The 20,601-nt window shown below is 63.5% G+C and carries 16 protein-coding genes; 6 read left to right on the forward strand and 10 right to left on the reverse strand.

What is annotated here, in order from left to right; all coding sequences use genetic code 11:
- Window positions 1–140: 140 nt before the first annotated feature.
- From PM3016_RS30615 to PM3016_RS30635, 5 genes are all read right to left on the reverse strand, one after another.
- Window positions 141–905: a TIM barrel protein gene (locus tag PM3016_RS30615; RefSeq protein WP_014372073.1), complete on the reverse strand. Its 765-nt coding sequence runs from the start codon at window positions 903–905 to the stop codon at window positions 141–143.
- A gap of 102 nt (window positions 906–1,007) precedes the next feature.
- Window positions 1,008–2,309: a serpin family protein gene (locus tag PM3016_RS30620; protein WP_014372074.1), complete on the reverse strand. Its 1,302-nt coding sequence runs from the start codon at window positions 2,307–2,309 to the stop codon at window positions 1,008–1,010.
- A gap of 78 nt (window positions 2,310–2,387) precedes the next feature.
- Window positions 2,388–3,665, reverse strand: coding sequence for a serpin family protein (locus PM3016_RS30625; RefSeq protein ID WP_014372075.1), 1,278 nt, complete (start codon window positions 3,663–3,665; stop codon window positions 2,388–2,390).
- 94 nt (window positions 3,666–3,759) lie between these two features.
- On the reverse strand, window positions 3,760–4,719 hold the full coding sequence (locus PM3016_RS30630) for an acetylxylan esterase (RefSeq protein ID WP_014372076.1): 960 nt from the start codon (window positions 4,717–4,719) through the stop codon (window positions 3,760–3,762).
- 131 nt (window positions 4,720–4,850) lie between these two features.
- Window positions 4,851–5,342, reverse strand: coding sequence for a cysteine dioxygenase (locus PM3016_RS30635; RefSeq protein WP_014372077.1), 492 nt, complete (start codon window positions 5,340–5,342; stop codon window positions 4,851–4,853).
- A 321-nt stretch (window positions 5,343–5,663) separates the two neighbouring features.
- Between PM3016_RS30635 and PM3016_RS30640 the strand changes: the two genes are divergently transcribed.
- Window positions 5,664–6,356 carry a response regulator transcription factor gene (locus PM3016_RS30640; protein ID WP_013920300.1) on the forward strand — a complete coding sequence of 231 codons (693 nt, stop codon included), beginning with the start codon at window positions 5,664–5,666 and terminating at the stop codon, window positions 6,354–6,356.
- Window positions 6,349–8,415 (forward strand): sensor histidine kinase, encoded by a 2,067-nt coding sequence (locus PM3016_RS30645; RefSeq protein ID WP_014372078.1) that lies wholly within the window; start codon window positions 6,349–6,351, stop codon window positions 8,413–8,415. The genes PM3016_RS30640 and PM3016_RS30645 overlap by 8 nt, the downstream gene beginning before the upstream one ends.
- 602 nt (window positions 8,416–9,017) lie before the next feature.
- Here the strand turns inward: PM3016_RS30645 and PM3016_RS38300 are convergent.
- Window positions 9,018–9,248 carry a hypothetical protein gene (locus PM3016_RS38300; RefSeq protein WP_148279723.1) on the reverse strand — a complete coding sequence of 77 codons (231 nt, stop codon included), beginning with the start codon at window positions 9,246–9,248 and terminating at the stop codon, window positions 9,018–9,020.
- Between the two features lie 203 nt (window positions 9,249–9,451).
- Between PM3016_RS38300 and PM3016_RS30650 the strand changes: the two genes are divergently transcribed.
- Window positions 9,452–10,252 (forward strand): HAD-IIA family hydrolase, encoded by an 801-nt coding sequence (locus tag PM3016_RS30650; protein WP_014372079.1) that lies wholly within the window; start codon window positions 9,452–9,454, stop codon window positions 10,250–10,252.
- 482 nt (window positions 10,253–10,734) lie between these two features.
- Here the strand turns inward: PM3016_RS30650 and PM3016_RS30655 are convergent, their stop codons facing one another.
- Window positions 10,735–11,625, reverse strand: coding sequence for a DinB family protein (locus PM3016_RS30655; RefSeq protein ID WP_014372080.1), 891 nt, complete (start codon window positions 11,623–11,625; stop codon window positions 10,735–10,737).
- Between the two features lie 129 nt (window positions 11,626–11,754).
- Between PM3016_RS30655 and PM3016_RS30660 the strand changes: the two genes are divergently transcribed.
- Window positions 11,755–12,282, forward strand: coding sequence for a hypothetical protein (locus PM3016_RS30660; protein WP_014372081.1), 528 nt, complete (start codon window positions 11,755–11,757; stop codon window positions 12,280–12,282).
- Between the two features lie 282 nt (window positions 12,283–12,564).
- Here PM3016_RS30660 and PM3016_RS30665 read toward each other — a convergent pair whose 3' ends face one another.
- From PM3016_RS30665 to PM3016_RS30670, 3 genes are all read right to left on the reverse strand, one after another.
- On the reverse strand, window positions 12,565–13,137 hold the full coding sequence (locus tag PM3016_RS30665) for a hypothetical protein (protein WP_238540363.1): 573 nt from the start codon (window positions 13,135–13,137) through the stop codon (window positions 12,565–12,567).
- A gap of 262 nt (window positions 13,138–13,399) precedes the next feature.
- Window positions 13,400–14,059, reverse strand: coding sequence for an Lhr family helicase (locus PM3016_RS40460; protein WP_420798980.1), 660 nt, complete (start codon window positions 14,057–14,059; stop codon window positions 13,400–13,402).
- The gene (locus PM3016_RS30670) at window positions 13,963–17,796 is read right to left on the reverse strand and encodes a DEAD/DEAH box helicase (RefSeq protein ID WP_238540365.1); all 3,834 of its coding nucleotides are present in this window, start codon (window positions 17,794–17,796) and stop codon (window positions 13,963–13,965) included. The genes PM3016_RS40460 and PM3016_RS30670 overlap by 97 nt, the downstream gene beginning before the upstream one ends.
- A 236-nt stretch (window positions 17,797–18,032) precedes the next feature.
- Here PM3016_RS30670 and PM3016_RS30675 point away from each other — a divergent pair, with 236 nt between their 5' ends.
- On the forward strand, window positions 18,033–18,797 hold the full coding sequence (locus tag PM3016_RS30675; protein WP_014372083.1) for a MerR family transcriptional regulator: 765 nt from the start codon (window positions 18,033–18,035) through the stop codon (window positions 18,795–18,797).
- A 247-nt stretch (window positions 18,798–19,044) separates the two neighbouring features.
- On the forward strand, window positions 19,045–20,601 hold the full coding sequence (locus PM3016_RS30680; protein ID WP_274380033.1) for an MDR family MFS transporter: 1,557 nt from the start codon (window positions 19,045–19,047) through the stop codon (window positions 20,599–20,601).

Here is a 20,601-nt window from a genome sequence, read left to right on the forward strand (position 1 = left end):
CCCAAGCAGGCTGCGGTACAGCCGCCCGGCGTCGGATCCCTAGAAGCCCTTCCCCATCATTTCGCAATAGCTTACATGGGATAATACCACGGGATGTAAGGATTGGCAATACTGGATTTTGCTGTCTTGTCCTGCCCCCGTTATACCTTCGAGGCAATCTCCTCTTTGAAGCGGAGCAGCGCCTCATCCGTGTCGGTCGTATACCCACATTCGAGTCCGACATAGCCGTTGAAGCCTGTATCCCGGATCGCCCGGAGAATGTTAATGTAGTTGAGCTCGCCGGTGCCCGGCTGCTTGCGCCCCGGGTTGTCCGCAATGTGATAGTGGTTGATCTGGGGGGCATATTGGACCGCATTGCGGATCACGTTGCCCTCCGTGATCTGCTGGTGGTACACGTCGAAGACCAGCTTGACGCGGTCGCTGCCGACCCGGTCGATGACCTCCGCCGACTCGCCGGAAGCCTGCAGGAAGTGTCCCGGGTGGTCGACCAGCCCGTTGAGCGGCTCCACCTCCAGCACGAGGTCCGTGCCTTCCAGCAGCTGGGCGCAGCGCTTCAGCGTCTCGACCATAGCGTCGCGCTGTTCTTCGCGCGGCACGCCTTCGCGAACTGCACCGGTCTGCGTAATGATCGAGCGGGTGCCGAGCACCCGGCACGCTTCGATCGTCTCCCGCAGGCCGGCAAGATAGTCCTCGCGCTTCGCCGGGTCGACGAGGTTGAACTCCTTGGTGCAGGTGGCGATGATGCCTGCGCCGATCTTCTCCTGCTCCCGCGCGAAGGCGCTGAGGTCGCCGAGCTGCCACCAGGCGTACAGCTCGAGTCCGCCGAAGCCGTGCTCTTTGATTTTGCGCAGATGATACAGGGCGTCCTGGCCCGGGTAAGCTCCGATACACAGCGAATACTGCATGGAATTCTCTCCTTTGAGGTGCGTGGTTGTGGTGGGGCTGGCAGTGCAGACCGGTGCTTACTCGTGAAGCTTGTATGATTGCGGGTGGGGCGTGGCCGGCCTTTATTCTTCCGGCTTGTAGATCGAGCCGAGGAACAGCAGGCTGCCGGTCTCCGAGCTCTGGATGGCCAGCAGGAATGGGCGGTTCACGGTCATGTGGAAGGGGTGGACAGCACTCACCGAAGTACTCTTCGTTATTCCGATGGAAGTTACGGCAGCCGCCTCCGTCCCCTCTTCGTCTACCTGAAGATAGCTCTTATGGGCGACTTCGGAGATCTTAACGGGCTCTTCCGATATTCCGCTGAACTTCGCTGCCCCATCCACGAAGGCTTCCCGCATCCCAAGCTCCTTCAGAGCCGGGATGAGATCGTAGGAGGCCTCCAGCTTAAAACGCGGAAGCTCGATCGTCCCCTCTGTATAGGGCATCTGCCGGGTCCAGAACGCTTCGTCCTTTCCCAGCTGCTCCTGCAGCTTCGCCAGACTCCAGCCTTCGTCCGGGAGCACGACGAGCATGCTGATTTTCTCCCCTCGGTACGGCAGACGGATCGCTTGATATCCGTCCTTCTGCTGATAGGCGAACCGGCCGCTCCGCTTCATCATCTTCACTTCCGTCCGCGCATCCGGTGAGGCGTAGAAGGGGGCGGGCACCGTGTCCTCCTTCAGGAAAGGAAGGGACCAGGTGCCGTGAAAATACACGGCATTAATCAGGTACATGATAAGGTCCTCGGGGATGGGCGCCTTCACAATGCCCTGGATCTTCTCCTCCGTCCGCTTCCTTACCCATTCGTTGATGAGATCGGCGGCTGAATCCTTGGTAAAATCCAGTTCGGACACCTCAGCGCCGTACTCTTCCCGGTTCCGCTTCACGAAATCCTCCCGGATCTCGAAGTCCTTCCGAAGCCAGATCGAATTCGCAATGTTCAGCCGGTTCCCCGCCCCGGAATGCTCCAGAAGGTCCTTCAACACCCGGCTGCCCCGGTTCCATTCTTCCAGGTTCAAACCCACCGCCTGCAGCACCCGCCCGATCTCCTGCCGCGTCGTCCCTTCGGCGCCATGATACACCATGGAGAGCGCGGCGGCGGCACTATACGGGGAGACAAATAAGTTCTGCGCCGGATGCTCTGCAGCCAGCTGCCCGTGCAGACGGAGCCCAAAGGCGTTCTGTGCGGACACGACCCGCTTGTCGAGATCGGCCGGGGTGAAGGTGCGCTTCGCTTCGGAGGAATCGAATGCAGCGGGAGCTTCCTTTGGCAATGGCGTCTCCTGCACGGCAGGCGGCTTGCTTCCGCAGGCTGCCATAAGCACGGCGGCGGCCAATAGAACGGCCAGCGTCCCTTTCCTGCCCTGAATTCGTTGTCTGGTCATTGTCTCTCGCCCCTCTTTATCCACTTATATCCACATGGACGGATGAGGGGATGCAGAGGTTGCATGGCAGGCACACACTTATTCCTCCGGCTTGTAGATCGATCCGAGGAACAGCAGGCTGCCGGTCTCCGAGCTCTGGATGGCGAGGAGGAACGGGCGGTTCACGGTCATGTGGAAGGGCCCGTCCTCGGGCGGTGCGGAGCCCGCCATATTCAACGCGGTAACCGCCGCCGCTTCCGTACCCTCTTCGTCCACGCGGATGTACGTCTTATGCCTCGCCCCGCTGAGATAAAGCACCTTCTCCGAACCCGAGATGCCGGTGAATTCGGCCTTCTCAGGATCGAAAGCCGTCTCCATTCCGAGCCCCTTCAGAGCCTCATTGAGCGTGTAATCCCCTTCGAGCTTGAACCGGGGGAGCTCCACCGTACCCTGCCGGCGGGGCATGTCCCTGCGCCAGAATTCCGTATCCGCCCCCAGCTTCTCCTGCACCTGAGCCAGGCTCAGACCTTCATCCGGCAGCACAAGAAGCATATGGAACGGTCCTCCCTCGTAAGACAGTCGGACGGCTTGATAGCCCATCTCCTGAAGGTAAGGGTACTGCCCTTGGCCCCGCATCATTTGTACGGATACGGCAGGCCCATCCGCAGTCGGGTAAAACTCCTTCGTTCCTGTGGCGCTCTTCTCAAACGGGTCAGCCCAGCGCCCCTTGAAATAGACGGCGTTGATCAAGTACATAAGCGTGCTGCCGGGAATGGGATCTTCTACAACAGCCTGAATTCGGCCTCCGGTGCTGTTCTTGACCCAGTTATTCATGGTTTTGGCGGCCTTCCGATGGCTGAAATCCAGCTCTCTCACTTCTGCACCGTAATCCTCCCGGCTGCGGTTCAGGAAGCTCTCCCGGAGGGAGATCCCCTTGCGGGTCCAGACCGAATTCGCAGCGTTCAAGTGAACGGCTTCTCCCGAATGCTGGAGCAGGTCCCTCAGGATCCGGCTTCCCCGGTTCCACTCTTCCATCGGCATCCCCTGCGTCTGGAGCACTCTGCTCATCTCGCTCAAGGTGGCGCCCTCCGCGCCATGATAGATCAATGACAATGCGGACGCCACGCTGTAGGGCGACAGGAACAGATTCTCGCCGGGGCGCTCCGCGGCCAGCCTCCGGTGGAGCTCCAAGCCAAATCGATTGTGGGCGGTGACAATACGGGGATCGAGCTCCTTCAGCTCATAGGTCCGTTTCTCTACGGCCGCTTCCGCGCGCCGCTCCTGCCCGCTGCCGCAGCCGGCCAGGAGCAGGGCTGCCGACATCAGAACGAGCAGCCCCCGGGGATATGTATACGTTTTCTTATTCACGAATCTCACAAGCTTCCGCCCCCTCTCTGTACCCTGTCATTGACGGGATACAGGGAGGGGATGTTGCAGCATGATGGGGCGGGAGTATCGGCTGAAGCCGCTGCTAGCCCCACTGCTTCCGGATCCATTCTACCTGCAGCCGGAAATGATCGCCGCTCGTGTGGTGGCCGTTGAACGGGAAGACGTGAATGTCCTTCGGCACCGTGATCCGGTTGTACACCGCGTAGACGGTCTCCGGCAGGCATACCGTGTCCTTCAGGCCGACCGAAACGAAGACCGGGCTGTGCAGTCTCGCGGACAGGTGCAGCAGGTCGAAGTATCCCAGGGTATGCAGCACCTGATCGAGATGCTCCGGATGGCGCGAGACGAACTTGGCGGCCTCGGTCAGCGAGCCGGTTGAGTTCAGGATGCCGTAGTCCATGTGGCACAGGTTCGGCAGATCGGCCAGGACCAGCGCCGGGATCGGGCTGAGTGCGCCGGTGAGCAGCGACAGGCCGCCGCCTTGGCTCGTGCCCGCGGTGATCACCCGCTGCCCGTCCACCTCCGGCTGCGCCGCCACCCACTCCACGGCCCGCACGGCGTCCACCGCCGCCGCCCGGTAGTAGCTCTGACGCGGGTCGAGCAGCCCCTGCGTGATCCAGCCGGAGCTCATGCCGTGCGTCTGCGGCAGAAGGTTGCCGCTGTCGCCGCCCTGCCCGCGGACGTCCACCGCGAAGACGGCGAAGCCCTGCAGCAGCCAGGGTGCATGCTGCTCCGGGTAGCCCTTGCTGCCGGTGTAGCCGTGGTACAGCACCACGCAGGGCAGCCGCTCCGGCCGGGGCTGCGCCGTGAAGGAGGGCAGCAGGAACCAGCCGTGGAGCGGCGTGTCGTCATAGCCTTCGTAGACGACCTTATAGGTCTTGATATAGGGCGAGAGGCTCTCCGCCTCTTCCCTGCGGGCGTTCAGCGGCCTGCCCGCGGCGGCCTCCAGCGTCTCCTGCCAGAAGGCATCCAAATCGCCCGGCGCCTCCGTCTGCGCCGTAAAGCCTTCGAGCTCGCGGATCCGTTTGTGGATATGATTCATGTCCCCCGCCTTCCTGCCGCCGAACGGTCCTTCCAGGACCTGTCAATGCGGCATTTTCCCTCAGGGTAATCGAATCCCGGCTGCGGTGTCAATGGAGAGAATACCAGTAAAGTTTGGAGCGTGGAGAGCCGTCAGATGACGTAATCGAGGACTTCTTCGTAAGGAAGATACGTGTGGGCCTGGGCCGGGGCGGGCATGTAGATATGAAACGAGACGGCGCGCGCCATTCCCGGATTCGCAAGCTGGTGGATCTGATTCTTCGGCGCATAAAAATAGCTGCGCTCACCCACCGGCACCTCTCCCGTCAGGTGAGGATATCCGTACGAGTCGATCCGGAACATCCGGTTCGTGAGCGTCCCCTCCACGAGAAACATACAGCCGACCGCATCCCCGTGGTCGTGAATGAACGTCTCCTTGCCTGCCGGCAGATGGATGACTACCGCCTCCGCCTGCTCGGTGCGGATCAGCGAGGTCCGGCCATAGGGCAGCGCATGAGGCTCGGCGATATACGGCGCGAGCGTCTCCGGCGACAATTCGAACCCCTGCAGCAGTACTCTCAGTTCCTTAGGCGACGCCTGGGTCAGCCCCGACAATTCCTTTTCCATCCGCTGGATCCAGTTCATCTGGTGTCCTCCGCTCTTTTTATCAATTTTCCTTACCGGTTCCATAAATTTCCCTTATGATCTTGAGTTATCAACACGATATGCGCCTGCCCTTGCCGGGGTGCCTGCCCTAAGACCCTCCGGAGAGCGGACGCGAAGCCTATTTTGTCCGGCGGGCCCTTAAGAATGTTTTAAGGATTGGGCTCCATATTCGTTAAGATTTGGAACCTATACTGGATTACAGCAAGAGAGCGTGCGGCTGTCCGGCCGTCATTGTCCGCTCTCCCGGGCACATGGTATGCTTGCACAAGAATTCCCCAAGGGAAGGAGAACGGACCCCACATGGCCCAGCCCACCATACTGATCGTCGACGACGAAAAAGACATTATCGACCTCATTGAGATTTACCTGCGAAACGAGGGGTACCGGCTGCTCCGGGCGGCGAACGGACTCGAAGCGCTCAGCGTACTCGAAAAGGAGGACGTGGACCTCATCGTCCTCGACATCATGATGCCGAAGATGGACGGGATCGAAGCGTGCCTCAAGATCCGCGAATCCCGCAACATGCCCATCATCATGCTCTCCGCCAAGAGCCAGGATATGGACAAGATTCTCGGCCTCGGCACCGGAGCCGACGACTACATGACGAAGCCGTTCAATCCGCTGGAGCTCATCGCGCGCATCAAATCCCAGCTTCGCCGCTACACCCGGCTGAACGTGGCCGCCCCCAGCCGGGAGCACGAGATCGAGGTCGACGACCTGACGATCAACACGGCCACCCACGAAGTGAAGCTCGACGGCCGGGAGATCAAGCTGACTCCCCGCGAATTCGCCATCCTGGAGCTCCTTGCGCGCAACCGCGGCACGGTTTGGAGCATCGAACGGATCTATGAGACCGTCTGGAAAGAGACGTATCTCGATTCGGACAACACCGTCATGGTACATATCCGCAAGATCAGGGAAAAAATCGAGGACAATCCTCGCAAGCCGCGGTTCATCAAAACGGTATGGGGAGTGGGATATAAAGTTGAGTAAGCCTGTCAAAATCAAGAAACCCCGGAAGCCGGTGCTGGACCGGTTCCCGTTCCGGCTGTTTCCCTTCACGCTGCTGCGCGGATTCCTGCTCTTCCTGGCGGATCTCTACAAGATGGCGAAGGTGCAGGTGGAGCGCAGCGTCCGGCTGCAGCTCGTGCTGACCTTCGGCGTCTGCCTGCTCGCCTCGCTGATCTTCTATTCGATCTCCTCGGCGATCTTCGGCCAGATCAACAAGGGGACGGTGATCGACTATTCCGTCGGCATCGACCGGATCGACAGCGAAGCCCGCGGGCTGATCAGACTGCTCGAGCCCGTGCAGGATGACGAAGAGCTGGAGGAGCCGGAAGGCGGAAGTGAGGAGTCGGTGACAAGCGAAGCCGTGCAGCCGGGAACAAGCGGTGCGGGCGCAGGCGCAGCGGCGACGGCGAGCACTCCGGGTGCGGCGGGTACGCAGGCCGCAAGCGCGATAGGTGCGGCGGGCGCGGCTGGAGTGGCAAGCGGGCAAGCGGTAGGCGCCACTGCGGCGGCTGGGACGATGGCGGCGGTACCCGCGGCGCCAGGTGCGGTGACGGCTCCGGCTGGTGCTGCAGGCTCTGCAAGCGTGCAGGCGGCTCCGACGGCTCCCGGCGCGGTATCGGCCCCGGCTGGTGCTGCAGGCTCTGCAAGCGTGCAGGCGGCTCCGACGGCTCCCGGCGCGGTATCGGCCCCGGCTGCAGGGAGCGCCGGTACGGTCCCCGCCGTCCCCGCAGCCCCTGCGGTGCCGCCGGCTGCTGTCGTGCCGGGTACACCGACGGATGCGGAGCAGCGGGAGCGTGACGCGGAAGACCAGAGGCGGCGGATCGAGCAGCAGGAACGCAACAAGCGCCAGTTCCTGAACACGGTGAAGCAGCTTGCAGCGAACGAGAATTACAAGACCGTCATCACCGATCTCGAGGGACGGGTGGTGTTCCGCAGCGAGAATGCCCCCGAGACATATGTCGACGTGCACAGCGTCATCCGCAACGCGATGAATGCCCGCAACAGCAGTGACGATTCCCGTACGGAATTCTCGAGCTTTTACCCCGTCACGTACAATAACCAGAAGTCCTACCTGATCGTGACCGGCATTCCGCAGCCGGTGATCTCGTACCGCAAGGGAACGAGCCCGCTGTCCATGCTCAGCGCCTTCGCCGTCTTCATCTTCCTCTTCTACTACCTCACCCAGCGCAAAATGAGGTACATCGAAGAGCTTGCGGGAGGCCTGCGCATTATCGCCACCGGCAATCTCGACCACCGGGTGATCGAGCGCTCGAACGACGAGCTCGGCTCGCTCGCCAAGGACATGAACCAGATGGTCGCCGATCTGCAGCACCGGATCGAGGAAGAACGGCGGTCCGAACGGTCGAAGAACGAGCTCATCACGAATGTCTCCCACGACCTTCGCACTCCCCTCACGCTCATCATGGGGTATCTCAAGCTGCTGCATGACCGCAACTACGAATCTCCCGAGCAGGCGGCCGGCTATGTCGGCATTGCTTACAGCAAGGCGGAGAAGCTTCGCGGCCTTATCGAAGACCTGTTCGAATACACGAAGTATTCGAGCCAGGAGGTCCCCCTGTACAAGAAGGGGGTCATCCTGAACGAGGTGCTCGAGCAGCTCCTTGAGGAATATGTGACGCTGAGCGAGGAGCAGCAGCTCACCCTGATCCGCAGCCTTCCTCAGGAACGGCTTCCGGTCAGGGTCGATGTCGAGAAAATCATCCGGGTCTTCGAGAATCTGCTCGGCAACGCCGTCAAATACAGCCCCAAGCCCGGCGTGATCTCGGTCGGCATGGCGAAGGACCGCGGCTGGGCGGTGGTGCGGATCAGCAACAAGGCGGACGCCTTGACACGCGACCAGCTCGAACAGCTCTTCGACCGCTTCTACCGGGTCGATGCCGCCCGCAACTCCAGCAGCGGGGGCACGGGCCTTGGGCTCGCCATCGCCAAGAGCATCGTGGAATCCCACGGCGGCAGCATCTGGGCCGAATCGGATCAGGGCGACATCCACTTCTACGTCAAGCTGAAGCTTCAGGAGTAAAACAGATACGGCCGCCTGGTAAGCCAGGCGGCCGTTTTCGTGTTTTTATCGGGCGGGGAAGCTGCAGGAATCACTGTCGCGCACCGCTATGTAACTGTTCCACACGGGACCCGTCGGAATGGCTTTGCCCCGGATTCGGAAATAGCTGAACCTGGATGCCTTATCCGGCTGTTTCCCGAGGATTCCCTGCGATTAGCGGAACTCAGGTGCCTAATTCGCCTCCCCATCCGCCCTAGGCCGTGTTCCGCAGTGAAATAACGAACCTGGGTTCCTCTATTCTGAATGAGGCTGTCTTGAAGCGAATAACGAATCGGAGTTCCTTTATTTTTTCTCACCATCGGGCTGATCCTTTATCCGCCCGCTTGGGGGCTTGTCCCCTGCAGCTCCCGTCGTGACAGCCTCCTCACGCCATCCGCTCCATGCCCCTTGCGGCCTGCCGGTCCGGCTTTGTCCTCGTCTGCCTCGGTTCGCTGAGTATCAGGCCCGTGAAACACTCATGGAGGCAGGTCACTCCGTCAGGAGGACGGTCATGCGAAGACCGCCTCCCTCATCGGCACGCCTGGGCGGCCAGGCCCGAGCCGATCTGTCCGGCACCTCTTCCCTTATCGGCCGTCCCGTAAGGGGAGCTGACGCGACAAGGAAACGGCATTAATCGAAGAAAGGCAGACCCGGATCTCCCGGCCGCAGGAATCGATCACCGCCGTACTGCCGCTCACCTGGCGCAGCCGGCCGTGCAGATTTTTGTCATTGGTGCAGAGGATAACCTGTGAACCCACATGCTTTGGCAGCGCAGAATCGAAATACGGTCTTTGGGGGAATTCCACTTGATCCACGGCACGAACCCACTTTCTGTTTTTGTTCTTAATTATAATGACCTGTACGCCCCGGGATAAGGGTCAAACACCCGTTTTTCGCGGCGTCCGCCAATTTTTTCAGTGGAAGGTACGGGCTGGGACATCGGCAGGCTTGCCCGGAAGGAGAACCGGAAGGTATACTGTCACTGACTTGCATGCAAGCGGATAGAGAGGATGAGACCATGCCGGGCTTTTTGCTGGATTTGGATGGAACGCTGTATCACGGGGATCACCCGATTCCTTACGCTGCCGAATTCATCGGTTGGCTGAAGGAGCGCGGGTACCCGTATGTCTATGTAACGAACAATTCGTCCCGGACACCGGAGCAGGTGGCGGACCACCTGAGGAAGACCGGTATTGACGCTGCGGCTCAGGAGGTGCTGACTTCCTCCCAAGCCGCGGCGCTGTACCTTAAGGACGCCTCCCTGCCTCCAGGCCCGGTTCTGTATATCGGCGAAGAGGGACTCCGTCAGGCGCTCACGGAAGCCGGGTTCGAAGCCGTCCCCGCGGATGAAGCCGGACAGCTGGATAAGGCGGCCGCCGTCGTTCAGGGGATTGACCGGAGCTTCAGCTACGGCAAGCTGCTGGCTGCCGTGCGCCACATCCGCCGCGGCGCCCTGTCGGTGCTGACCAACCCCGATCACCTGCTGCCGTGGAACGGCGAGCTGACGCCGGGAGCCGGCTCGATCGGGGCCGCCATCGAACGCTCCAGCGAGACCGCGCCGGTGGTGATCGGCAAGCCTTCACCGGTCATTATGCGTTACGCTGTAGAGCGGCTCGGTCTGCCGCCGGAAGAGATCTGGGCGGTGGGCGATAACCTCGGCACGGACATCCGCGGCGGTGCCGATGCGGGCTGCCGCACCGCGCTCGTGCTGACCGGCCTCGCAACCGAGGAGAACGTCAGCGAACAGATTGCCCGCATCGGTGTTCAGCCCAAGCTCGTATGCCGGCACCTGATGGAGCTCGCAGAGCGGATCGGTTAGCCATCAAGCGCTGGGAGTCGGTCGGATGCCAACTACCGCCGTTCGGCAAGCGGGTTCTGACTATCCGGGCCGGTACATCCCGCTTAGGTTGGGATGCACCGGGGAGGCAAGCTGGAAGCCAAGCCTGCTGGGATTGAAGAGCCCTCTGCGGCCTGAATGGCAAAGCTGTGAAAAGGAAGTAAGCGGAAGCTCACGCGAGTGGTCACGCGGCTGCGGCAAAAGATCGGGGAGCAATGCTCACGGAGAGCCATTGCGGCCGACTGGCAACGCAGAGAAAAACCCATAAGCGAAGCCCCATGGGAATGGCAGCCCAGCTGCGGCTTTACCGTGGTAATGGCTCCGAAAGGCCGGCAGACTGCCGGTCTTTTTTCTATGGGCTGCGGGGCTGCCGTTACAAGAAGTCCCTTCTATCCTCTTCTATCCTCTGCAGGCCAGCGCGCGACGACCAGCCCTCGCGGCCAAAGGACTGCTTCTGCAAGAGTTCAGCCCCCCTCCCTTGGCGGAAGCCCGTGCCGCGTCCGAATCTCCGCGATCCGGCGCAGGTGGACGTTCGCGTGACCCGCCATCATCTTCATGAGCCGGCCGGCGCTCTCTTCACGGCCGCCTTTCGTCCTCACGCTGCGCCCCAGTGCACCCGGGACGTGCCTGCAAACGGACAGCACGTGCTCGCGGACATGACGGAACAGCTGCACTTCTGCCGCAACAGGCCGCTCCCCGTAATTCATCCCTTCGGCCCAGGCGTCCTGATGAAACGACGGACCGACGTATTCAACTCCCCGTTCGGGGGAAGACAGGGCGAATTTGAGCTTGTGCAGAGCGGCAAGCTCCAGATCCACCAGATGCAGCACCTGCTGCCGGATGCTCCAGGAATCCGCGGTCAGGCGCCAGTCGAGTGCATGATCCTCCAGATCGGACAGCAGCGATTCGAGTCGCCCCGGGCCATCAGCGAACATCTCCACTATGTCCTCCATGGGAGGAAACAGCTCCTGCCAGTACGCCGCGATCCCTCCTTCGGGGAGATCCACCGCCAGAGTACGCCAGCAGCCCGGCTCGGATTCGTCCCTGTACTTTGCTCCGGCCGCCTGCAGCCTTGCCTCCAGCCGGTTCAGCGCAGCGTCCCCTTCCTCGGGAAGGGACAGGTACAGCCGTTCTCCCGGCTCCAGACGCCTCACAGCGGGCGAAGCCCATCGGCCGGCCGCCTTTACCCACGCATCCCTGTCTGCAAGCAGGGCATGGTCCCCGCCGGTCATCCGCAGCAGCACCCACCCCTCCTCTGGGCTGAAGTCCAACGGCTCCCATGCCAATACGTCCGAATACCAGCGTGAAGCGCGCTCCGCATCCTCCGTTTCGATTCTTATCCGCACATCTCTCATGCGCTTCCCCCCATTCCTCCAAAAAAATCTACACTACGCCGGGTGAACGGACCGCCTTTGGATCATACTTGTAAGGAGCAGCACTACCTGATTCTCCCTATTCCAAGCCTCTGACGGAGGGTGACCCGCATGAATAAACTCCTGCTGCCGCTGACTGTTCTGCTCGGTGCGGCTCTGTTCCTGGCCGGCGTGATGGCCGATCGTCCCGGAAGCCCCGAGGCCGGCGTATTTCCCATGGCCGAGGACATTACCGCTGCCCGGATGATCCCGGGCGGGGAAGAAGAAGGCGCGCAATCGCCGGTCGACCTGAATCTGCAGCACGATGACAAGAACCGGCTGGAGATCGCCCGGATTCTGTACTGGCTCTCCGTCGGCACCCTGCAGGGCGGACTGAGCCGGCAGCCGCTGCCCTCCGGCGGTCCGGAACAGCTCGTGATGGAAACGGCCGACGGAACGGTCCTCACCCTCACCAACGCGGTCGACCGGATCGCCGTCCCGGCGCAGGACAGCTGGCTGACCACCGGGGTCTCCGTTCCACAGACGGTCAACGTCCGGATCAACGACATGGCGGGCCGCATCACCGCCCCCGATCTCAAGCGGTGGATGGAAGAAGACCTGCCGCGCCGAATCGAAGAAAGCCGGAAGGCCCCGCAGTAACCTGCAGGCTGCCTCCGGCTTTTTGGGGCTGGTGAGAGTGCTCCACAGGACTTTGAAGCCTATGGCCGTCCGCCTTGCTCAGCGCTCCAGCCAGACGCGCAGTCACCTGATGCTGCTGGAGCGGGCTTCACCCAGCATTGGCTCCGCCGAGCTTCGAAGCCTGTGGCGGGTCCGCCTCATCTGATGCATCCCGCTGCTCTGCCGGCCGTCCGCCCAATCTCTGCCTGCCGTTCCCCCGGCGGCTGTAGCGTACCAAGGGTCCCGGCGTCATCACCCTGCCGGCTAAACGGCAGGCTTCACCTCATATGCGCCGCTTTCCAGGGGAACTTTGCGCCGCTCCACCATGAAATAATAGAGGCCGGACTTGGGGTCGGCGATCTCTTTGGTCTGCAGCAGGACGCCGTTCTCCAACAGGTTCATCTTGCGGATCGAGGGGTCGTACACCCGGCCCGAATACACCTTGATCGTGTGTCCGCTCTCCGACTTGACGGTGAAGCTCATGGTGTCGAAGGGCACATCGACCGACTGCGAAGCGTGGTAAGCCTCCGCACGGTACCAACGGTACCCCTGCTCCCCCTTCGTGATGCTCGCCACGCCGAGCGCCCCGTCAGCCCCGCCCGTCCGGGCCATGAAAAAGACAAAGGTTTCCGCTTCATCCTTCTCCACCGACAGCAGCCGCCCGTCCTCGGCCGCAAGGCCCGCCTTTACCGCCTCGTCGACGGTAGGGTGCCAGGCCTCCCTGTTCTCCGCCGCCGTACCTGTCGCCCTTCTCTCCGCTTCACCTGCCTGCTTCGCCGGCGTATCCTTGTCCGGCGCGCATCCCGCCGCGAAGATCAACAGAATCACAACCAGCATCAGCCTTGCCCCTTGCCTCATGCCCATCACCCTTTCTTCCGGACCCGGGAGCCCTTGGTAGAAGCGTATAGAAGAGTGTATGCACTGTTGTCCTTATTCTTACTTACCCCATACGAGGGCAGCCGTCCACGTCCACCGCCTGCTCCGCTGAGCGGAAGCAGGCAAGCCGGTTACAATCAAGCTGTAGATGAGATTGGCGTATAACGTGAAACGTACGGGGGCTGCCGGATCCAAAGCCTCCCTCCGGCCCTTCCATGCCCAGTTACCGCACCATGCTCGGCCACACGACGAGGGCAGCCCGGTCGGTCTCCGCTCCCAGCGCCCGGAGCGGCACGGCCGCCGGATGCTCCCCGATCGGCACGCCGTCCCACGTCTCCATGACGAGCTTGCGCACGCCGGGCCGGCGGAGGTAAGCCGCCGCCAGCCCTCTCACCACGGCTCCGAACTCCTCCTCCCCGGGGACGAAGCCGTCCTCCCGGGGCAGCGTATGGATCCGGCGGCCGCCGCCCTCGCTCCAGACCAGCCACCGCCCGCCGTAGAGCAGCAGGTCGCAGCCGCTCTTGCGGGCGAAGGTAATGCCCTTCACGGCGGGCCAGCGGACGGTCAGCCCGAACGGGTTCGCCGGATCGGCGGCCGGCAGCAGAATCACCCCGTGCCCGGCATCCGGACCCGAAGCCGGCCTGCGCAGGCTCTCGACCGTATCGGCAGCCGCATACTGCATGGCCGGAATGTCCTGCACCCAGAGGCCGCGCGTGAGCATCCCCCAGCTCTCCAGCTGGCGCAGGGTGGCGTACACGGCATCCCAGCTCCACGGCAGCTGCGCTTTCACCAGGTCCCGGGTGAGCAGGCCCCAGCCGGCCAGCAGCCCTTTGACCCAGGCCGCCAGGGAGGCGCGCAGGTCCGGCTCACCCGGCGCTTCCAGCGCGTACCAGCGCCCCGGCGGCGGCGGGAGACGCCCGGCTGTCCGCAGCGGCTTGGCCTTGGCGGCTGCCGGCCGGTCCCCCCGCTGCCATGCTGCCGCAGCGGAGCGAACTGGTCGCTCGACACGAGCCCTTCCCACGCCAGGGCGATGAGCTCGTCCGTCACCTCCGACGGCAGCCGGTCGGTCTCCCGGGCCAGCGCGGTGACGAAGGAAGCGCCCCGGCGCCGCAGCACCTCAAGCAGCGGAGACGCTTCCGCTGCCGGCGGCCGGGCGGCCAGCAGCGGACCGTACAGCTCTTCCGCCTCCGCCAGGAAGAAGGCCACCCGCCCCTCCTTCTGCTTCGGCTCCCGGCGGCCGATCCAGATCACCTCGCCGGCGGCGCACAGCCCGTCGAGGTACTCCTTGCGGTAATCGGTCAGCCGCAGGGGGAACACCGTCCCCTCCCAATCGGAGAGGGGCAGGAAGCAGCCCTGCAGGCGCCCGATCACCTCTCGCAGCCCTTCCTCGCCGCTCAGGCGGCAGTCCGGGCGCACATGCTGCAGCTCCAGCAGCCGGGCGAGATACCGCTCCCCGGCGGCCGGCTCGGCCCGGCTGCGCATCGCCTGCACCGCCTGCCGGATGCGGCGGGACTGCGCCTCGCGCGAGACCCACGCGGCCGGCTCCCCGTCCGCCGCAGCTCCCGGGGCGGGCTCGATCCGCCCCTCCTCCGCCCAGGCGGACACCGCCTCCTCGGCGGCCGCCGGCTTGACGCCGTAGCGGGCGGCCAGGCCGCGCACGGTGAACGGCTCGGCGCTGCCGTCGACGCAGCGGGCAAGCACGAACCGCAGCGCCAGCGGGTCGTCCGCGAGGCGCGAGTACGTCTGCGCCTCCTCAGCCGCGATCCAGCGCTGCTCGCCGGCGAGGCGGACTTGGGCCGCCCGGCCCTGCGCCTCCAGCGAGGCGAGGGCCGACGCCACGCCGGCCTCCCCGGCGCCGCCGGTATCGGCTGTGATCTCGCGGGCGCTCCGGTCGCCACGCCGCTTCAGGTAGCGAAGCAGCTCGCCGGGTTCTTCCGCGTCGAACCCATCTGCCGGCGCGGACCCGCCGGGGCCCTCCTCCGCCAGCAGCGCCTCCACGGCGCCCTCCCCGAACAGCGTGCCCGCAAGCGTCCGGTCGAGCCCCAGCAGCTGCAGCTGGAGATCCCGCGACAAGGTGTCGGATTCATAGATCTGCGCACCCGCGAAATCCGCCAGGAAAGCAGCGGCAAAAGGCGACGGGAACGCATTCTCGCAGACTTCCCAGGCTGTACGCCCTTCTTCGATATCCTGCAGCACGCGCTGCAGGCCCTCGGCATCCAGTTCCTCCTCGAGGCAGATCCGCATCGCTTCGGAAACGAAGGGAAACCGCTCCGCATAGGGCAGCGCCTCCCGGAGCAGCGATTCGCTGCGCATCCGCTTCTTCCACGCCGGCATCCGCTTGAAGCTCCGCGGCAGGAGCAGCGACGTCTCCGCCAGCCGGCGGAAGACCGAGCCGAACAGGGGCGAGCCGGGCACCGCCTGACGCAGCATGTCCAGGATATTCCCTGAGGTGACGCTCTGCACCAGGGGAAGCACAGCCTCCATTGCCGCTCCGCCCACATCCGGCCATACGAACTGGATGCCGTTGTCCCGCGAATGGGCGTGAAGCCGGTAAGGCAGCCGGCTTTCGAACAGCTGCTGGAGGGCCAGCTGCCACGTCCGGTTCAGCCTGCGCCCGAAGGGGCTGTGGATAATAAGATGATGCTGCTTCATCTCATCCTGGAACCGTTCGGCTACGATGCGGCGGTGGGTCGGCAGCACGGAGACGGCCTTCTGTGACTTGACGAGGCCGATCAGCTCCCCGGCGCTTCTCGCATCCAGGGCATAGGCAGCCCCCAGCCAATCCACCGTCCCGGTATCGGTCTCTTTCCCGCCGTCCAGTCGCTGTTCGAGCTCCTCCAGGAAGGAGCCGATCGACAGCGACAGCTCCAGGGAGCGCCCCTGCCCCTCGCCCCGCCAGAAGGGAATCTCGCTGAAGGATTCCCCGGCCTCCGTCACATAGACGCGGTCTCCGGCGATCCGCTGGATTTTCCAGGAGGAGGTCCCCAGCTGGAACACATCGCCCACCCGGCTCTCATGGATATACTCTTCGTCGAGCTCGCCGATATGAATCCGGGAATCCGCGTGGTGCACGGGATAAGCGGAGCCCTGAGGAATCGTGCCCGCTCCCATGATCGCCGCCATCGCCGTAACGCTGCGGGGGGTGAGCTCCCCGCTCTCCCGGTTCCAGTCGAGCAGCGGCTTCACGAACGGATAGTAGCCGGAGAGCACCTCGAGCACCGACTCGAACCGCTCCCTCGGCAGATCGTGATACGAGTCGCTGCCCTGCAGCACGGCGAAGACTTCGTCCACGGTCCAGACCCCGCCGGCCACCATGGCGGTGACCTGCTGGCACAGCACGCCGAGCGCCCTTCGGGGAATGCGGATCTCTTCGATCTCGCGCCGGATCACCTTGGCGGCCAGCACTGCACATTCCGCCAGCAGGCTGCGGCTGCGGGCCACGATGATCCCCCGGCTCTCGTCGCCCACCCCGTGGCCGGCCCGGCCGATGCGCTGGATGCCCGATGCGGCGCTCTTCGGCGAGTCGATCTGCAGCACGAGATCGATGTGCCCCACATCGATGCCGAGCTCGAGCGACGAGGTCGCAACCAGGCAGCGCAGCTCGCCCGCTTTGAGCGCCCGCTCCACCTCGAGGCGCTGCTCGCGTGAGACGCTGCCGTGGTGCGAGCGGGCCATCTCGTAGCCGACATGGTCGTTGAGCCGCAGGGTCAGCCGCTCGCAGAGGCGCCGGTTGTTCGTGAAGACAAGCACGGACCGGGCACCTTCCATCAGCTTCAGGATCCGCTCGGTGAGCGGCGCCCACAGGGCCTCCTGCCGGTCCTGCGTCACCGGCGCCTGCTCCGGCATCGTCACGGAGAGGCGGAAGACCTTATCCATCCGGCTCTCGATGATCTGCACGGGCCTCGGGCGGCAAGCCCCTTCCCCTGTGCCTTCCCCAGCGCTCTCCCAGCCGCCGAGGTACTGGGCTACCCGCCCGATCGGATTCTGCGTCGCGGACACGCCGATCCGCTGCGGCGTTCTTCCGCAGAGCGCCGTCAGCCGCTCCAGGGTAACGGAGAGATGCAGGCCCCGGTCGCCGCCCGCGAGATCATGGATCTCATCTACGATGAGATGCCGGACGTCCTTCAGCATCGCCTTGCCCTTCGCCGAGGTGAGCAGGATGTACAGCGACTCCGGCGTCGTCACGAGCACATCCGGCGGCTGCCGCAGCATCGCCGCCCGCTCCCGCTGTGTCGTGTCTCCGGTGCGTACGGCCGCACTCAGTCCGGGCCAGGGGAGGCCAAGCCGCCCGGCCTCCGCCGCAAGCTCCGGAATGTAGCCCATCACATGATGGTGGATGTCATTGTTCAGCGCCTTCAGCGGCGTGATATAGAGCAGGCGGACCTTGGGCGCCGCCTTCCCCTCCGCCTCCTTGTCCTTCACGATCCGGTCGAGGCAGGGCAGCAGTGCCGCCAGCGTCTTGCCCGAACCTGTCGGTGCCGCGATCAGCACATGTCTTCCCTCCTGCAGCGGAGGGAAGGCCTGCAGCTGCACGTCCGTCCCCCGGCCGAAACGCGAATGGAACCAGGAGGACAGCACCGGGTGCAGCCCACCGCCCCCATTTTCTTCACCAGCCTGCAAGTCTCCCGCCTCCCACTCTCGATCTGGAATGTATGTTCGTTCTCTCATCATAGCAAAGCGCCGCCCGATTACCAAGATATACAAATCCGCGTTCGCCCGCCCGGCCGCCATTATAGTAAGATGAAGCCAATGAAGAAGTCCGGTTACAGGCTGCTGGTTACAAAAAAACAGCTGCTTTCCCTGTTGACCCTCACGCTGCGTGATAGCTTATTGTGATGAATAAGGAGGCGAGACGCATGAAGCACACGGTCAAAGAAGTGGCGAAGGCCTCCGGCGTCAGCGTGCGGACCCTGCACTATTATGATGAGATCGGCCTGCTGACCCCGCAGCGGGACGAAACAAACGGCTACCGCTGCTACGGGGAGGAAGAGCTGCTCCGGCTGCAGCAGATCCTGTTCTTCCGGGAGCTCGACTTCCCGCTGGAGGACATCCGCAGCCTGCTGGGCAGCGATTCGTTCGACCGGATCGGGGCGCTGGAGGAGCACAAACGCCTGCTCGCGCTTCGGGCCGAACGCCTCCGCACATTAATGAACACGATCGATCAGACGATCGGCAGACTGAAAGGAGAACGGACCATGAACCGGGATGAGCTGTACGAAGGCTTCGACCAAAGCAAGCAGAAGCAGTACGAACGAGAGATTATTCAAAGGTACGGGAAGCAGGCGGAGAAGCATATCGAGGAAAGCCGGGAGCGGATGAAAACATGGACGAAAGAGGACTACGACCGGGTGAACGGGGAATACGCCGAACTGAACCGGCGGATGACCTCCGTACTGGAGAGCGGCCTGACTCCGGACAGCCCGGAAGCCCAGGGGGTGGTGGAGGACCACTTCGGCGTCGTCTCCCGCTTCTATACCCCTTCCCGCGAGATGTACGCCGGACTCGGCGACCTCTATACGGACCACCCGGATTTCCGCAAGCTGTATGATGCGTTCCATCCCCGCCTCGCCGACTATTGGCGGGACGCCATGAAAGCCTATGCCGCAAGCCGGCTGAGCTGATCCCGCTGCTGGAAGGAAGCAGGGTTCCACAGGATTTACCACCGGATAACCGCCTCTCCCCTGGTCATTCTAAGGGAGAGATTACCTATGGGAGGTTGCCCGCGTGGCTCAATCCAAATCCTTGAAAAAACCGCTCCTCGGACGGCCGGAAGAGGACGATATCCATTCCGAAAATAACTCTGCCGCCGGGGACCGTGACGAGAGCGGAGACGGTTCCGGCTCCTCCGGCGCACCGGGCGGCTCCTGGCTGCTCATTGCCGGCCTGCTCATCGCGATGCTGTTCTCGGCTCTTGAGGGCACGATCGTCGGCACGGCCATGCCCCGCATCGTCGGAGAGCTCGGCGGCCTCAGCCTGATGACGTGGCTGACCACCGCCTACATGCTCAGCTCGACGACGGTCGTTCCGATCGCCGGCAAGCTCGCCGACCTGCTCGGCCGCAAATCCGTGTACGTCACCGGCCTCCTGATCTTCATGCTCGGCTCTGCGCTCTGCGGCATGGCCCAGAATATGACGCAGCTCATCTGGTTCCGGGCGCTGCAGGGGATCGGGGGCGGGGTCATGATGCCGATGGCCATGATCATTGTCGGCGACATCTTCACCGGCAAGCAGCGTGCGAAGTGGCAGGGCGTGTTCGGCGCGATCTTCGGACTCGCCTCCGTCATCGGCCCGCAGGTCGGCGGCTGGATCGTCGATGCCTGGAACTGGCACTGGGTCTTCTACATCAACCTGCCGGTCGGGATTCTGGCCACCGTCCTGATCGCCCTGGGGCTCAAAAGCCATAAGGCCGCCGGTCCGGTCAAGTTCGATATTGCCGGTATGGCCACCATGATTGTGGGCGTCGTCTCCCTCCTTCTGGCTCTCAGCTTCGGAGGCGGGCAGTACCCTTGGGGCTCCTGGCAGATCATCGGCCTGTTCGCGCTCTCCTTCGCCGCGCTGACCGCCTTCGTGCGGATCGAATCGACGGCTTCCGAGCCGATCCTGCCCGTCCGGCTGTTCCGGGACCGGATCTTCTCGGTCGTCAACGCGATCGGTTTTCTGATGAGCATCGGGATGTTCGGCGCCATCATGTTCGTCCCCCTGTTCATGCGGGGAATCGTCGGCATCAGCGCCTCCGCCTCGGGCACCGTCATGACCCCGATGATGGTCACGATGATCCTGGCCAGCATTGCCGGCGGCCAGCTGGTGCTCAAGATCGGCGTCCGGCCGCAGATGACGGCGGGCATGATCATCATGGCCTGCGGCTTTCTCCTGCTGACCACCCTCGGCATGGAGACCACGAAGCTGTATGCCAGCGGCATCATGCTCGTCATCGGTCTCGGCATGGGGCTCGTCATGCCGCTCTTGACCCTGACGCTTCAGGAGCACTTCCCGAAGTCGGAGCTGGGCGTCGTTACTTCTTCGAGCACGTTCTTCCGGCAGATCGGCGGCACCTTCGGGATGACGCTCCTCGGGGTGGTCATGAACAGCCGGTCGGACGCGCTGCTGTCCGCGAACCTGCTGCCCCTGCTGCATGATCTGCCTGCGGAGGCGGACGGGCTGGAGGAATCCATCACCCATATGGTGCATACGAACCCGCAGAGCCTCTATTCCGCCCTGCTCAGCCCCGAATCCCTGGCCCAGATTCCGCAGGCCCTGCTGGGAAGCCTGGTCCCCGTGATCAAAGCTTCGCTGGTCGCCTCCCTGCACGCGGTGTTCTGGACCGGGCTGGCCTTCGTGCTGTTCGGGGCGCTGCTCACCCCGCTGCTTGGCCGGGTCACCGTCTCCGGCCGCTCCAAGGAACCGGAAGAAGCAGCGGCGGAGTAG

The sequence above is a fragment of the Paenibacillus mucilaginosus 3016 genome (genome assembly GCF_000250655.1).
GTDB classification, from domain to species: domain Bacteria; phylum Bacillota; class Bacilli; order Paenibacillales; family NBRC-103111; genus Paenibacillus_G; species Paenibacillus_G mucilaginosus.

Coding starts and splice junctions, on each gene's coding strand:
- PM3016_RS30615 (WP_014372073.1), bottom strand. CDS start 905: ATGCAGTATTCGCTGTGTATCGGAGCTTACCCGGGCCAGGACGCCCTG.
- PM3016_RS30620 (WP_014372074.1), bottom strand. CDS start 2,309: ATGACCAGACAACGAATTCAGGGCAGGAAAGGGACGCTGGCCGTTCTA.
- PM3016_RS30630 (WP_014372076.1), bottom strand. CDS start 4,719: ATGAATCATATCCACAAACGGATCCGCGAGCTCGAAGGCTTTACGGCG.
- PM3016_RS30635 (WP_014372077.1), bottom strand. CDS start 5,342: ATGAACTGGATCCAGCGGATGGAAAAGGAATTGTCGGGGCTGACCCAG.
- PM3016_RS30640 (WP_013920300.1), top strand. CDS start 5,664: ATGGCCCAGCCCACCATACTGATCGTCGACGACGAAAAAGACATTATC.
- PM3016_RS30650 (WP_014372079.1), top strand. CDS start 9,452: ATGCCGGGCTTTTTGCTGGATTTGGATGGAACGCTGTATCACGGGGAT.
- PM3016_RS30655 (WP_014372080.1), bottom strand. CDS start 11,625: ATGAGAGATGTGCGGATAAGAATCGAAACGGAGGATGCGGAGCGCGCT.
- PM3016_RS30660 (WP_014372081.1), top strand. CDS start 11,755: ATGAATAAACTCCTGCTGCCGCTGACTGTTCTGCTCGGTGCGGCTCTG.
- PM3016_RS30665 (WP_238540363.1), bottom strand. CDS start 13,137: ATGCTGGTTGTGATTCTGTTGATCTTCGCGGCGGGATGCGCGCCGGAC.
- PM3016_RS30675 (WP_014372083.1), top strand. CDS start 18,033: ATGAAGCACACGGTCAAAGAAGTGGCGAAGGCCTCCGGCGTCAGCGTG.